Annotated in this window: 13 protein-coding genes; 2 read left to right on the plus strand and 11 right to left on the minus strand. The window is 37.3% G+C overall.

From position 1 onward, the window contains the following. Positions 1-243: 243 nt before the first annotated feature. Complete coding sequence (locus G7062_RS09815) at positions 244-885, minus strand: hypothetical protein (RefSeq protein ID WP_166065746.1); 642 nt, start codon at positions 883-885, stop codon at positions 244-246. Beyond that, positions 875-3,781 (minus strand): class I SAM-dependent DNA methyltransferase, encoded by a 2,907-nt coding sequence (locus G7062_RS09820; RefSeq protein ID WP_166065747.1) that lies wholly within the window; start codon positions 3,779-3,781, stop codon positions 875-877. The genes G7062_RS09815 and G7062_RS09820 overlap by 11 nt, the downstream gene beginning before the upstream one ends. 590 nt (positions 3,782-4,371) lie before the next feature. Here G7062_RS09820 and G7062_RS09825 point away from each other — a divergent pair. Next, entirely contained in the window at positions 4,372-5,427 is a 1,056-nt protein-coding gene (locus G7062_RS09825; RefSeq protein WP_166065748.1) for an ISL3 family transposase, read from the plus strand. A gap of 130 nt (positions 5,428-5,557) precedes the next feature. Here G7062_RS09825 and guaA read toward each other — a convergent pair whose 3' ends face one another. Both guaA and G7062_RS09835 read right to left on the minus strand, forming a co-directional pair. Then, a complete protein-coding gene (guaA, locus tag G7062_RS09830; protein WP_205700168.1) occupies positions 5,558-7,123 on the minus strand; it encodes a glutamine-hydrolyzing GMP synthase in 1,566 nt (521 codons plus the stop codon). Beyond that, entirely contained in the window at positions 7,080-8,213 is a 1,134-nt protein-coding gene (locus tag G7062_RS09835; RefSeq protein WP_166065750.1) for an IMP dehydrogenase, read from the minus strand. The genes guaA and G7062_RS09835 overlap by 44 nt, the downstream gene beginning before the upstream one ends. Positions 8,214-8,296: 83 nt before the next feature. Between G7062_RS09835 and G7062_RS09840 the strand changes: the two genes are divergently transcribed. Continuing rightward, positions 8,297-9,100 (plus strand): Cof-type HAD-IIB family hydrolase, encoded by an 804-nt coding sequence (locus G7062_RS09840; protein ID WP_240915950.1) that lies wholly within the window; start codon positions 8,297-8,299, stop codon positions 9,098-9,100. Between the two features lie 110 nt (positions 9,101-9,210). Here G7062_RS09840 and G7062_RS09845 read toward each other — a convergent pair whose 3' ends face one another. From G7062_RS09845 to G7062_RS09875, 7 genes are all read right to left on the minus strand, one after another. After that, positions 9,211-10,356: a hypothetical protein gene (locus G7062_RS09845; protein WP_166065751.1), complete on the minus strand. Its 1,146-nt coding sequence runs from the start codon at positions 10,354-10,356 to the stop codon at positions 9,211-9,213. Positions 10,357-10,513: 157 nt separating this feature from the next. Then, on the minus strand, positions 10,514-10,888 hold the full coding sequence (locus G7062_RS09850) for an Inorganic pyrophosphatase (protein ID WP_166065752.1): 375 nt from the start codon (positions 10,886-10,888) through the stop codon (positions 10,514-10,516). 144 nt (positions 10,889-11,032) lie between these two features. Next, positions 11,033-12,145: a S1C family serine protease gene (locus G7062_RS09855; protein ID WP_166065753.1), complete on the minus strand. Its 1,113-nt coding sequence runs from the start codon at positions 12,143-12,145 to the stop codon at positions 11,033-11,035. Positions 12,146-12,159: 14 nt separating this feature from the next. Continuing rightward, positions 12,160-12,810 carry an ATP-binding cassette domain-containing protein gene (locus tag G7062_RS09860; protein WP_166065754.1) on the minus strand — a complete coding sequence of 217 codons (651 nt, stop codon included), beginning with the start codon at positions 12,808-12,810 and terminating at the stop codon, positions 12,160-12,162. Continuing rightward, positions 12,810-14,156: an ABC transporter permease gene (locus G7062_RS09865; protein WP_166065755.1), complete on the minus strand. Its 1,347-nt coding sequence runs from the start codon at positions 14,154-14,156 to the stop codon at positions 12,810-12,812. Before G7062_RS09865 ends, G7062_RS09860 begins: the two co-directional genes overlap by 1 nt. A 40-nt stretch (positions 14,157-14,196) precedes the next feature. Beyond that, the gene (locus G7062_RS09870) at positions 14,197-15,150 is read right to left on the minus strand and encodes a HAMP domain-containing sensor histidine kinase (protein WP_166065756.1); all 954 of its coding nucleotides are present in this window, start codon (positions 15,148-15,150) and stop codon (positions 14,197-14,199) included. Further along, positions 15,138-15,809 carry a response regulator transcription factor gene (locus G7062_RS09875; protein ID WP_166065757.1) on the minus strand — a complete coding sequence of 224 codons (672 nt, stop codon included), beginning with the start codon at positions 15,807-15,809 and terminating at the stop codon, positions 15,138-15,140. Before G7062_RS09875 ends, G7062_RS09870 begins: the two co-directional genes overlap by 13 nt. Positions 15,810-15,876 lie beyond the last annotated feature (67 nt).

Raw genomic sequence — 15,876 nt, forward strand, 5'->3', positions numbered from 1 at the left:
ATCATACAATCACTTTTCTGGATGAGTTGCTAATTGAAATAACTATATCACGTTTTCATTGTTTCTCAGTGGATTCGTTCGCCATTATTACGATGATATGACCCAAACTGAGGACTTATGAGAGTGGATAAAGCGATATAAGACATACAAAAGTGCAATTTTGGTGCAATCTGATTAGATACATATAACTCAGCAACAAATTGATTCCAGCTTCAATATTTATTTTTATTTAATACTTATATTTCATATAATAGTTGAGAAGTCATACAATATATAATTCAGTTTAAGTTTTTGTTTATCTAAGTAACGGATGGCATTTAAGTAATTATCTTTGTTCTTAATCTGAATTTGCTTGCTTTCAATGCCCTCTAATTTTTGAATTTCAATTATTTCGTTATAAATTGATCCAAGGTTGCGACTTTGACTAACCACAAACCCAAGTACTGTGCTTTGGTGGTAGTATGACGAGTATTTACCATTTGTAAACCGATTTATACCTTCTTTTACAAATTCTTTATTCAATTGTTTTTTTCCATCTAGTCTTTTACATTCAATAATATAATAGGCGTCATTCTTACTGAAATCTCGCTTTAGTTTGACCCTAATATCTGCTCTCCCTTTGTAATCCATAATTTCGCTATCATAGTTTTCTTGGGTCTCAGGCTCAAAACGGTAATCTTTCATTTTGTGTTTTCGTCTGTGGTCTTCATGGTCTAGAAAATCTTCTAGAAGAACATTTCTTATTTTGTTTTCGTTGTTAGGAATAAGCAATCCGTTACGAATATACTCTGTAGAAAGAGACTCACATGATGTAATAACATAACTTGTAACTCTCGAAGTAAACGCTTTGGTTACGCTGTTTATAAGTTTAATATTAAGATTCATATGTCTGATTCTCCACAAGTATCGCTTCAATCACTTCGTTACAGTCCCTAATAGCTTGCGACAAATGCCAATTTTTTGAATAGTTTTTCTTTATTATGTATATACTATTATCCTTGTACTCAATTATATTCTTCGTTTGGTAAAATACATCGTTTATTTTACTATTGCTTATAATATCAACAAGTTGTTTGTCAATATTTATAAATTTATTTCGGGTATCTATATTGAAATCAATTACAAAAATATTATATTTATCATTTATGTGGTCTGCCATATAGGTGTTTATAGGGACATCACTTCCCAGAATTTCAACCCAAGTACTTTGAAACATATCATTATACCTTGAATTTTCCTGATCAGATGATTTTGAGTTAGATGTCAGTTTCCCGGATGCTCTTGGTATTTGATATTCTAAAATGTATTCAACAAATGGATTTTTATACAAACCGAACATCATTAGAACTTTGTCATTAAAGTCTTTTAAATCCTTTTGTTTGTCATTATAATTTAAACCATCTTTGAAATCCAAGGTCAGTTGGTCTACTAGCTTTACAAGTTCAACATCAAATAGATACGGGAGTTGTTTCAACTCATTTAGAAAGGCTTGTTCTCTCTCAACGCCCGTAGATGATCCAGTTAGAAAATTTAAATAAGCATATAAGGAAGAATTGAGAAGACCAGTAATATTTTTTAAAATGTCTTTTTGGTCTTCCGTTCCTTTGATACAGTTAATACTGTCTCGATAAACATAACTTTCTTCACTATAAGCCGCACGACGCGTAAAATCTGAAGTTAACCCTTTCTTGAAAAGAACATAAGGTGGAACAAACAGTTCTGGATCTCTAGGTCTGTGTATAAATTCAGACTCAAACAATGTAAAATTGGAGCCATCAAGATAAAAATGATCAATTGCGTTCTTTGAAATTAATAACTTTTTCCCAATTAAATGAGAAGATGGATTTGGATCCCCCCCTGTAGTTTGAATTCCATTTTTAATTTGCAGTTTTTCCTCTTTCGCCAATAATTCAATTGTTTTATATTTACTCAATAAATCACCCACTATTTCAAAATCCCAATAGCTACCATACACCATGGTCTTCCAAGCCCAATCATTTACAAGTAAATCTTTTTGCCTAATATATTTAACATCATCAGGTTCGATCAGGATTAAGTTATAGTAGTTCAACAATTTATTTGGTTTAATCGATATATATAATATTTTATTGTTAATTGGATCAATATCGGTAGTTTTATTAGTAAAAGTAAAAATTGTCGCTGGTGCTACAGCATCCTTAAAAATCTGTTTTCTAACAGACGACAGTTCCACTACTTTATCAATTGTTGTTTCTTCTAAAAAAATCTCCCTGATTTTTTTAGAAGATTTGCGATCCTTGTATAGAATCTTAGATGGGATGATGAGACTACAAACACCTGTCTTAAGTATATTTTTAAGCCTTATCATAAATGAAACACATATCTCCTTATCAGGAACGTCGAAGCCAGTTTCTGTTTTGAAATAGTTCAAATATTTGGTTTGGGCTGCAACCTTGCCCCATGGTGGGTTCCCAAGTACAAAATCAAATTTATTTTTTTCAAATAATTTATCTATTGCTTCATCAAAAAAATCTGAGGTTATTAAATTACTTCCCTTAACGTTAGGAAATTTGAATCCATCTAGTTTTTTGGGGTTCTTAAAATCAAATAATGTCACATAAATCGAAAAAATGGTAACATCAATGGCTTCATCATTGCAGTCGATACCATAAATATTTTCAGTGACCAAATCATTTAACAAGATGTTATCAGAAATATAACCATCGCTTTCGGCATTTTTTTCAAGAATAAGTCTCAGTGACTTAACCAAGAAAATTCCAGAACCACAGGATGGGTCAATTATTTTTGATGTTTTGTTTGAGTACAGATGTTTTTTTACTGTATCGGCTAACATAAAGTCCACTAGATACTCAGGAGTATAGAATGCCTTGTCCTTTTTTTGCTTCTCACTACCAAGCACCACTTCATATACATTACTAATCAATTCAATTGGAATAATATTAAAATCATAAAACTGGAACAAACTATACTGTCCATCACGCATTCGTACACTTGCTGAAAAAAACTCTTGGATTTTTGACAATACCATTTTTTCAATTTGATGAATCTCTTCTTCTTGAGAAATGTCAAAAAGACTACCATTAAATTTGTTTTTCAGGTATTCAAATAAATCATACAATATCTCTCTATTACCAATAATTTTTATGAAATTATCTCTGGAAGTCACTGTGTTTGATGTTAATCCTTCATAACCAATATCAATTCCTCTGTCAATCAAATATCTTATAAACAGCAATCTTAGAACTATCTTATTTGCATAATCTAAATGAAATTCATCTCTCAGTACTTTAATTAAATAACGAAGATTATCCAGTAGATAGTCATTCATAGGTTTTTTTGTTAACTGTGTGTCATATTTTTCTAGAAAAACTTCATTTGTTATATTCCAATACGTTAACTCATTTGTAAGATAATCTTCGTTTTGCTGACCATCTTTTCTAATCCTATCAATCTCATTTAGAACCACTCCCGATTGATTTATAGATATACTTCTTGAAGAATATATCGCGATGTGATCACCATTATCTGACAAAATAAATGGTATTTGTGAGTTCCACAATTTGTTATCAATATTGTCATCTGTCTTTTTATTTATTAGATCATCAAAAAAAATCACAAGCGGTTCATTATTGGCAATATATACAGCCATAGGATTTAGAATTTCAAGAACTCTTTTATTATGAATTGACAACTTTGATGATGAAATTTGTCGTTTATAAAGGATATTCTCGGACTCAGTATATCCTAAGTATCTCAGGATATCCTCAAAGTTGTTAATCATTTTCTTTCCTCCTAGAAATCTTAATTTTAATTATACAATATTCTACATATATTATCTATTAGAACAATAATGTGCCACAATTAATATATAACCCTATTGTTGTGAATATTGCCTTGCAACACAAAAATTACTGTTCTGCTATTACCAGGTCTAGTATGGTGAGAGCCACACCATACTCATCGCCCCCCCAAGATTCTAACAAGGATGGCAGAAAAACAGTAAAATCATAACAAATAAGTCAATAATATGTGGTTCTACATATTCTAGTGTTGGTGAGAAATCATCAACACTTTTTTCTTGTTTAGTTTTAGACATAATAAAAGACATAGATGGCAAATACGTTATACTAGAGTTACTACACAAAAGAAAGGTACTTGAATCTATGTCCATCTCTAATTCTATACGTATTACACTCAACATTAAAGATCCAAATGTAATTTTCTCAAATAATTGTGTTTCTGAATTACCTATCAATGGTGTTCTTTCGCTTGTTTATGATGCCAAACTATCACCGCCTACTCCTGAACACTGTCAAAACTGCGGTGTTATAAACTTCAACTTCGATATCACCAAGAACGGATCTAAAAATAGTGCTTATCAAACTCCCATGTGTATCGAACCGAAAAACTATTTTACGTCTTAAGAAACAACGCTATCTCTGCAAGCATTGCAACATAACATTCTGTGCTCAAACTGAGTTGACCGAGTTTAGACACACTATTTCTAAGAACACTTATTACGCTGCGATACTCGGTGCCAAAAACAAAATACCCATAAAGGACATTGCGAAAAGGCACGATATATCTCACGGCACCCTTAATCAGTGGATTCATCAACTTGATGATCAGTTTATCGTTAACTACAACTATCTACCAGAACACCTGTCTTTTGATGAGTTTACATCGGTAAAGTCTGTCCATCATAAAATGTCTTTTATCTACATGGATGCTACGAGCGGGAGAATCCTTGATATCGTCCAGGACAGACGTTTGAGCTTCTTAAAGAGCTATTTCTATCGTTATCCTAGCGATATTAGAGCTCATGTTAAGACAATCAGCATCGACATGAATGAACCTTACATCCAATTCATTCACTCGTGCTTTCCCAATGCTCAAATCATCGCAGACCGATTCCATATTGTTCAACACATCAACCATGCTCTCAACTCCATACGCATTCAAATAATGAAAGATAATCCTAAGTACCATACACGTTTGGAACATTCTTGGGTGTTGATTCTAACTGCACATACTAAACTAGATACAGAGAATTATCGTAAATTCATTGGCTATAACTATTTGATGACCGAGACTCGGGTCATTGATGATCTACTCAGACTATCCGCAGAGTTCGAGAACACCTATTGGCTCTGTCAGCAATTAAAACAGGCAGTTAAGCATCGTAATGCTGCACAATTCTCAAAACTACTCCATCAAGAGCATACTGCAATTTCTAGTCAAATTAAAACAGCATTGCGAACCTTCACGAAGCAAGAAAAGCACTTAACAAATGCTTTAAATTACCCTTACTCGAACGGAAAACTCGAAGGAACAAATAATCTAATCAAGGTCATCAAGAGAACGGCATTTGGTTATCGCGACTTCTTTAATTTTGAGCTCGAATTGTACTTATTTCAAACACAATGAGACACTTAAACATAAAAAAACCATCATCATTTAAACATGATGATGGTAGTAACTCTAAATATGTCGGATTACCTCACCAACACTAGATTATAAAGAGCCTTTATTAAAAGGATTTCTAGCTCAGTAGAAACTATTCCCACTCAATTGTTGAAGGTGGTTTTGAGGTTACATCATACACTACACGGTTAATACCCTTGATCTCATTTACAATACGTACTGAGATAAGTTGTAAGACATCGTATGGAATACGTGCCCAGTCCGCGCTCATACCATCAATCGAAGTGACAGCACGAATTGCTAAAGTATAATCATATGTTCTTTGGTCACCCATAACGCCGACTGAACGCATATTGGTTAATACTGTAAAGTATTGCCAAATTTCACGATCAAGTCCTGCTTTAGCAATTTCTTCACGAAGAATGAAATCACTATCTTGAACGACTTTAATCTTGTCTTCGGTAATATCACCGATAATACGGATTGCAATCCCAGGACCTGGGAATGGTTGGCGGTGAACAATGTGTTCTGGCAATCCAAGAACGAGACCCAATTGACGTACTTCGTCTTTGAACAATGAACGCAACGGTTCAATGAGTTTGAAGTCCATATCTTCTGGAAGTCCACCAACATTGTGGTGTGATTTGATTGTTTGTGCAGTTTTTGTACCGGATTCAATCACGTCAGCATAGATAGTTCCTTGTGCTAACCATTTTGCATCTTGGAGTTTCTTTGTTTCATCATCAAAAACATAAATGAATTCATTACCAATAATCTTACGTTTTTGTTCAGGATCAGAAACACCGGCAAGTTTATCTAAGAAGCGTTTCTGTGCGTCAACTTTGATGAGATTAATCTTAAAGTGATCACGGAATACTTCAACAACTTGATCTGCTTCATTCTTACGAAGTAAGCCATGATCAACAAAGATACATACGAGTTGATCACCAATTGCATGATGAAGTAGTGCAGCAACGACAGCACTGTCAACACCACCGGATAGTGCACAAATAACTTGTTCACTTCCAACTTGTTCGCGAATCAGTGCAGTTTGCTCTTCAACATAGTTTTCCATTGACCAATCTGCTTCAGATTTACATACATTAAAGATGAAGTTTTTAATCATATCAATACCATTTTCAGTATTGCGAACTTCAGCATGGAATTGAATTCCGTACTGTTTCTTTTCATCGTTACCCATCATGACAATTTCAGTATTATCAGATGATGCATACGCATCAAATCCAGCAGGCACTTCTTTTACTTGGTCACCATGACTCATCCATACATTGTAGGATTCTGGTAAACCATGTGTTAAGACATTGTCGTGTTTCACAAAAATCGGTGCAAGTCCATATTCGCGTTTATCATGTGATTCAACTTTACCACCATTTTGATGAGCCATAAGTTGCATCCCATAGCATACACCTAAGATTGGTAACCCTAAATTGAAAATCTCTTGATCTATATGATACGCATCGTCAGCATAGACCGAGTTTGGACCACCGGATAAAACGATCCCGGCAATATCTTTATCTGCACGAATCTCATCAGCAGTAATTTCATTATCAAGTAATTCACTGTATACGCCCAAATCGCGAATACGACGGACAATCAACTGATTGTATTGTGAACCAAAATCTAAAACAATAATTTTATTTGCCATTGTAGTTTGGTGCCTCCTTGACGTTATCGACATCATGTGGATGGCTTTCGCGTAATCCAGCACCTGTGATTTTAACAAACTGAGCTTTAGCGTGCATTTCGGAAATGGTTGCACAACCACAGTAACCCATTCCAGAACGAAGTCCACCTAACATTTGGTAAACAACATCACGGATTGAACCTTTAAATGGTACGGTTGCTTCAATACCTTCAGGTACAAGTTTTGAAAGTTCCTTAACACCACCTTGGAAATAACGATCACTGGATCCGCGTTGCATCGCACTGAGCGAACCCATTCCAACATAGGATTTAACTTTTTTTCCAAATACTTCAAGAATATCACCTGGAGTTTCCTCAGTTCCAGCTAACAGTCCCCCAAGCATAACGCAGTCTGCTCCAGCGGCAATGGCTTTAGAAATATCACCGGATAGTTTAATTCCACCATCGGCAATAACACCAACACCATATTGCTTGGCAACAAAGTAAACATCGTTCACGGCGGTTAATTGGGGAACCCCAACACCGGATACAACTCGCGTTGTACAAATTGAACCGGGACCTACACCAACTTTAATGACATTGGCACCCGCATAAATTAAGTCAGTAGCGCCTTGAGCAGTAACAATATTACCACCAACGATATCTAAATCAGCAAACTCACTGCGAATTGCTTTAATCGTCGAGATAACACCTTCTGAATGACCGTGAGCACTGTCAACCGCCACTATATCAACTCCAGCAGCAACAAGCTCTCTAACGCGCTCTATTGTTGTCTCACCAACACCAACGGCAGCACCAACTCGCAAACGTCCTTGTCCATCAACATTTGCATCAACAAAATCAGCTTCGACTGTCGCTTCTTTCACAATACGAACCATGTTCGCTTGATCTTCAATCGACATATTCTTGTGGATGAAACCCAATCCACCAAGCTTCGCCAACATCAAGGCCATGGCGTCCTCAGTCACCGTGTCCATTGCTGCCGAAACAATCGGAATATTCAGCGTAATTTTCTCAGTTAAACGCGTTTGTAAATTAACTTGAGCAGGTACAATTTGTGATTTTGCGGGAACTAACAGCAAGTCATCAAATGTATATGCTTCTTTAATTACTTTTCCATTCATTTCTCTCTACCTCCTTAAATCTTATGCTATATTATACAGAAAAGAATCGGAACATGCTATCAAAATGTGGTAAAATATGAATTATGAAAAAAGAAAACATAAAATTAGCCATTTTCGATATCGATGGCACGCTTATAGAGCGCGGAAAAATAACAATTGAAGAAAGTGCGGTCACTGCAATTAACGGATTGCGAGCAAAAGGAATTGAAATTCTCATTGCAACCGGACGTGCATACTACTTTATTCAAGATGATATCCACCAACGCATTCACCCAGACTTCTATGTAACGGTCAATGGGTCTACAGTATATGACATGAATCACCATGTTATCCACGAAGTACCTATGCTCCTAACCGAGGTTAATGATTTGATTTCATTTGCTCGTCAACACAAATTGGGCATCGGATTGAAACTCAATGACGATATGAAGATTTACAGTGACTTTAAAATTTTCACTGACGTTTATCTGCAAGGCAGTCCAAAAGTTCATATTCTTAAAGACTACATGGAAGCTCCGCTGCTAACGGAAAGTGATGAGTTGCCTAAAGGAATCTTTATGATGGGAGAGGAGTCATTAATTGAATCCGCAAAGTCATTCACAACAGATGCTCACATAACCAAAGCCTATACCAATGCATTTGATATTTACTCAAGACGCGCTGGAAAGATGAAAGGTATTAATGTAGTCCTTAATGAGCTCAATCTAGACTGGCATCAAGTAATCGCATTTGGTGATGCAGCCAATGATATTGATATGCTCGAAGCAGCAGAAATCGGTGTCGCCATGGGTGATGCACCGCAACACGTTAAGGACGTGGCAGATTTTGTCACCAAGAACCTCGACGAAAACGGTATTGCCTTCGCCATAGAATCTCTTATGCAATAACTTAAAAGGTAGCAGACATCGTTTCGCTACCTTTCAGTTACCCCATTTAATCTGAAAAAAGGACTTACAACTGCAAAATACAGCATGTAAGTCCTTTTTCAATTAATTGTTTAGTTTGCAAATTCAGGTGAGTAGTCAAGAGTCATACTAATCATCTTACCGGTTTCATCAAAGATGAATCGGAGTGAACTTCCATAGTCACCATAGGATAATGTTACCCATGATTTATCAGAGTCATCGAAGTCCCCTTTACCAAATGCTGTTTCTACATCTGCTACTGTTGAATTGGGTGTTATTCCTTTAGCAAGTTCGAAAGGAATTTTGGATGAGTAGTCATCAAATTCAAATTCAGTTACAAATGTATTCTCTACAAGCTGAGCATTTTCATCATAGTTGGTAACATTTACGCTAATTGATTGATTTCCATTGCGTAACTTAACGCCCCATTTTGAGTCTTTTGCAGCTACGGGATCATTCTCTGAAACCAAAATCCATCCATCCGCAATCATTGTTGAAACCGGCGTTGGCAATTGATAAACATTATCACCGTACTTTATACGCCATTCGCGGAAATCTTCACCCAATGCTGTAGGCTTTTTGTAGTCTTTTACAATTTGTGGTGTTTCTTTTGAAACTTCATTATTTAGAGTGCCCTTTTGATCTTCATCTAGAGTACGTGTGTAAATTGAAATTTCTGTTAAGACAAAGCCCTTTTTATCATAGTTTGAGAACCAAAACTCGTACCCGCCAGAGTAATCTGACATATCATAATCAAGAGAAATTGCAGTATCAGATTCATAAATATAACTTGGTTCACCAAAAGCTTCAATAACTGCTTCTTGAGTCGATTTCCCCGTAATACCCTTGCTTAACATAATATCTGGGGCTAGATTATTCTTATACGATTCAAGGTCAATGTAAACACGTGTTACGAAACCATCTTTTGCTTCAATTGTGTTTTGGCTAAGATTATCGATTCCAACGCGAATCTCTTTCTTTCCATCTTTTCTAAATGCAATGCTTGATGAGTATTCATTCGGTGCGATTTTCTCTGTAAGACGATCGCTTGTTTTCCATCCTGCAGTTTCGAGATCAGCAATGGTCATTGGAAGTTTGAAAACATCACCTTCTATAGAAATTGTGAAATCATAAATATCATCTGACAAGTCCGCTACTTTTTTGTCGTTGTTTGCACAAGCGACCAATACCAGCGAGGCAAGTACAATTACAAATACTTTTTTAAATAAATTTTTCATGGTTACATCCTTTTCTAAATATCTGTCATTATCCTATCGTATTGCATTACAGTTTCGACCTCCCTGTAATCAAACGTCGTTTTTATGTCATGAATTTGTGAAAAATATTGTTTGTTAAGAACGAGCCCATAAAAAAAGCCGCATTGCTGCGGTTCTCTTAGTCTGTAATTGCCCACTCAGGCATTTCATTGCCACGGCGTACAAGTATTCCTTTTTGATAATCAGTTTGGTTGATGAATAGAAGGATTTCCTGTTCCTCTTCTTCACTACAACCCCACAACAATTTGACTTCTAAATCTCTCTTTAAGATATCAGCCACAATCATAACTGCGTCTATCGTTGAACGTTTTACACTTCCTTTGAAAACTTTAATCGCTTCAATGTCAGCCAAGTAGCCATAATCAACGGGATAAACCATGTTGTGGTACTTAGGATGGCGCGATCCTTTTTCTTGAGAAATCACTAAATTCGTTGATAAGACGAGTGAATCGATTTTCTGCCAGAAGTATCCGTTGTTTAACAGTTCTTGCATACTATCATCCCTCTTTCTCTCTTTCAATATTATACCCTTTGTTTCATGCCGTGTAAATAGGCTTCTTCTTTCATGAAAGGAATTTACAGATTATTGTAACAAGTTGACACATTAAAAGAGTAAGCGGTTATGCTTACTCTCTAATTATGCTTCTAAAGTTACAGAAATGGTCATTGTCTTACCATCGCGATTGACTTCAATTTCAACGGTTTCGCCAACTTTATGTTTGTAAAGTTCACGGCGGAAATCTTTAAATGATGTAACCTCAACATCGCCAAATTTTGTCAAGATATCCCCTTCTTTTATACCCGCTTTATTTGCAGGTCCACCAGATGTAACCTCGGCAATGAAGACACCTTTTTCAATGCCATCAGGGATGTTGTATGACTTTCTCATAAAGTCATTAAGATCTTCAAGTGAGACTGCTGAGATTCCAATAATCGGATACGATACCTTTCCATTCTCAGCAATTTGTTCAATAATTGGAACAACTTCATTAATAGGGATTGCAAAGCCCATACCCTCAACATTTGATGAACTGAGTTTCATTGAGTTTATGCCAATCAGTTCACCCTTCATATTAACCAGAGCACCACCACTGTTACCAGGATTAATCGCTGCATCGGTTTGCATAACAACCATATCCCAGTCGGCAATGCCATCATTATTCAAGTCAACGGGAATTGAACGGTCTTTTCCTGAAATAATACCAAATGTTACAGAGTTCGCAAATTCAATTCCCATCGGACTTCCGACAGCAACTACAAATTCACCAACTTTTGAAAAGGAAGAGTCCGCAATTTCGAAAGGCTCGATATCAATATCGGCTTCAACTTCTAAGAGCGCTAAATCGGTATACGGATCAGAACCAATAACCTTAGCGGCGACTTTTTCACCATTTGAGAACTGAACATAGACTTTCTCATTGCCATCAATGACGTGATGGTTGGTAATAATCTGAAGTTTGCCATTTTCATTTTTATAAATTGCCCCTGAACCACTTCCAGCTGTTTGACCGCGTTGTTCATTGATAACACTGACGACCTTGTCGCGGACATCATCGGCGACTTTAGTAACATCTGTTGTCATCTGTGAAACAACTTTTTCTACAGTAGTGTTTGTCGATGGTTTATCACCGTTGTTACTTACATTTTGTTGGTTTTGACGGGCATTGTACACTTCATACGTTAGATAACCATTCCATCCGAGCAACACGACCATAATTGCAATGATTCCATTCTTTAATCCTTTTTTCATTGTATGTCTTCCTTTCAATTGTTTTCTTTGATAAAAGTGAGATGACCGTTGTTCATTCCCCACAGTTCGTGGCAATACCGGGCAACGGTTCGTGTATGTGTCATTACAATCACAACACGTCCTTCCTCAGCCAATGATCTTAAGAGCTCTAATACTTGCAAACTCTCGTGAGCATCGAGATTTTCGGTTGGCTCATCTGCCAAAATTACATCGGGATTATGAGCAACAGCACGGGCAATGCTCACACATTGTTTTTGTTGCGCTGTAAGTTTGCTTACTTTTTTGTGAGCTTGGTCAGCGGATATACCAACTCGGTTCAAGAGTCCGTAAACCGCGGTTTCATGGTAGGGATAACCACTTATTTTTAATGTAAGCTGAATGTTGTCCATGACCGTCGCATTTGCGATTAAGTTAAAGGTTGGAAAGATCATTCCCACTGCCATGGCGCGATAATCATCACGATTCAAAGTGGCCATATCGGTATTCTTGAAACAGATGATGCCTTCACTGGGCGTATCCAAACCTGCAAGCAAGGAAAACAGGGCATCTTTGCCGGATTCTCTTTTTCCAATAACGGCATAGAATTTCCCAGCCATAAAATTAACGGTAATGTTGTTTAAGTGTTTGTCTTTATTTGAAAGTGATATTTTATCGAGTTGTAACATTACGAACTCCTCTCTGTGAACATATGTCGCGGTTCATAATACAGTGTATAGACGATTCCCAATGATGATACAAGTATAACCAGTGCGATTGAAATGAGTGCAGTATTTATGATTGCAGGTGCGTTTAGATTCAAAGTATAGGACATAGGTTCCGCAGTATTTATCAAGGGTGATACTATGGTTACATTTTCACCACGAGCATATCCAACCTTAGATAACAACGAAGTTGCGGGTTGTGCCAGCGCATAGCCAATTCCCAATCCAACTGATAAACTCACGATCAGCAGCGTTAGTGATTCGTAAAGATATGAACGGATGATTCTGCTTTTTCGCATACCGGCTGTTCTTAAGACGATTAACTCATTGCTGCGTCGATACGTATTGAATGCACTGAATGCAAGAAGCACGAGCGCACCAATGGGGAGCACATACCAGAGATAGTGTGATGTCATGGACTGGAGCGTTGCAAAGGGTGCAACATTTTCTTGGTAAGCTTGGGCATCGGGTGCTAGTGTATACACGCGATCCAAACCAATTTCATGAGCCTGATCAATAAATTGTTCAAGGGTTGACGCATCCTTGAGATAATAGGTAGCATCAAGACTCACCAAGGCGTCACTTTGAATGTATTCGCTGTATACCTTAAGAGTATTGCTTGACATCAAAATTTCATTGTCACTGTTCAAATAGTCTGGATATTTCTTTTCAGTCTTTGTTTTATCTTGAAACAAGCCAGTAATGGTAAAGTTCATCTGTGGTAAGTAAGGATGCAATTCTGCTTTAAACGTTGTTCCTACAGCGAGCTTATTCGCCGCAGCAAATGCTTCACTGACGATAACTTCACCATCACTTGTAAACATTGTTCCTTCAACAAGAGTACGTGTACCCATTGCAAACCCAGGCATTATGCTTGGATTATTAACACCAATCAGCTGTGCTTTTGGCGTAAGACCGGCGGCAATATTGCCATTTGATGTGGGTTGGTAAACTGTCTCAGTACCCACGGATGCTAAGTTTTCATTCACAAGAAATGATCGGTAAATCAAATCACTATGGTCGACAGCACTTGATTGGCTCAAGGCTTCTTTAATTGCATGCGAGGTTGCAGGCATCGATGCGATGCGACCAACCTCAGCATACTGTTCCATTAGAACACTCATATCTGTCTGAATTGTAACCTTAGCTCCGTATTGGTCCTGGTACTCTTTTTTCTTGATATCTGTCGTGGCATGAACCATCATTGCGATTGTTGTCGCGGCAATAAGGCTTACCAATACGATACCTACAAGAAGATTGCGAATGGTATTTCGTTTTAAACTGCTGATTGTGTTTCGTCCGATTTGCATTTCGCAACCTCCTTACATGACAAGTCTATCATTTTAATTGTTAATCCAATGTTAACGCTTCGGGAAACGAAAGGTAAACGGACGTTCCAACGCCAATTTCACTCTCAACCCATACAACACCATTGCAAAGGTCACATACATGATTCACCAAGCTTAAGCCAATGCCATAGCCATCACTCTTCAAATCATTCAAACGCACTTTATGACCAAAGATTGCCTCGAGTTCATCTTCTTTAATACCAATCCCTGTATCTTCAACTTTAATGATCACAGAATTATTCTGGGTCTTAACACTGAGATTAACGGGTTCATTGCGTGAGTATTTCAAGGCATTATCGACAATGTTGGTAAGTGCTCGATACAACCATTTATCTTTTCCCATAATAAGCGCCGTATCGTCAAACTCAAAATTGACTTCAGCATTTTCGCGATAGGAATCACACACCTCTGCACCAATGAGAACGACATCAATGCATTCAAGCGTCTCATCTTGACGCTCATCACTAAGTGTTAAAACATCATCGACAGTATCACGCAGTGTCGCAATATATTTAAGACCCGCCGCATCATGATTTTGTTCAAGATGGGTGCTCAGAATAGCAAGTGTATTTTTCTGTTCGTGTGATAGGTAAGAGTGCAGTCGTTTGTATGATGCTTCGTCTAATGTCTCTACTGCTTGTTCTGCTTTGCCCTTATCAAGGCGTCGCATTAATAGATAGAAGCCCACAGTTGCCCCACCAATTGCCAAGCCTGTCAAGATATAACGTTGCTTCATAGTAGCATTGCTTTGGCTCGTGTCAGCAGTTGTCTGAACAGACATCGCCTCTTGAAATCCCGTGCCGCCTTCTACCAAGGCAAACCCATTGGAAGATGCAGTCGGATACAGGAGAAAATCATTATTTGCACTGGATTGATTGGTTGTATAAAGTAACATCAACAATGTCGCAATCATTAAAAAATAGGCACTGCTGTATATAATTTTTAATCTTCGCATAGTTGGTATCCCTTTCCACGAATGGTGATCAAGAGATCGTGTTCACTCACCTCATTGAGTTTCTTTCTGATGCGAGCCATATGAACACGCAACACCGAGGAGAACGGATCAAATGTCTCATCGTAGACATGTTCCGCAATGGCTTCGGTTGAAACAACTTCAGGGTGCTTCATGATAATAAACTCCAAAATATCAAACTCTTTGGGTTTTAAGTCGATGCGTGTGTCGGCGTAGACGACTGTGCGACTTAAAGAATCTAATTCAAGATTGCCCACTTTCACACTTGAACTGCTTCTACCATAATAGCGACGCACCACAGCATTGATACGTGCATTCAACTCCACAAGTTCAAAGGGTTTGGTGATGTAATCATCGGCACCCAGATTCAGACCTTTTGTACGGTCGGTGAGACCATCACGAGCACTAATGATAATGATTGGTGTGTTGTTGGTGCTTTCGCGAAGCATGTTTAGGACCTCAAGACCATCGACATCGGGAAGATTGAGGTCAAGCAAAATAACATCATAATCATTGATTGAAGCAAGCTCTTCACCATCAAGTCCCATGTGACAAACATCAACCTGAAAAGAATATCCTTCCAATCCAGATTTCATCGTTTTTGCTAACGCTATATTATCCTCAACCACTAAAACGCGCATACCAGCACCACCTTTATTTCTATTATAACGATTTATATGTTAATTGAATGTTTACTGTGTGAAAATA

The sequence above is a fragment of the Erysipelothrix sp. HDW6C genome (assembly GCF_011299615.1).
GTDB lineage: Bacteria > Bacillota_I > Bacilli_A > Erysipelotrichales > Erysipelotrichaceae > Erysipelothrix.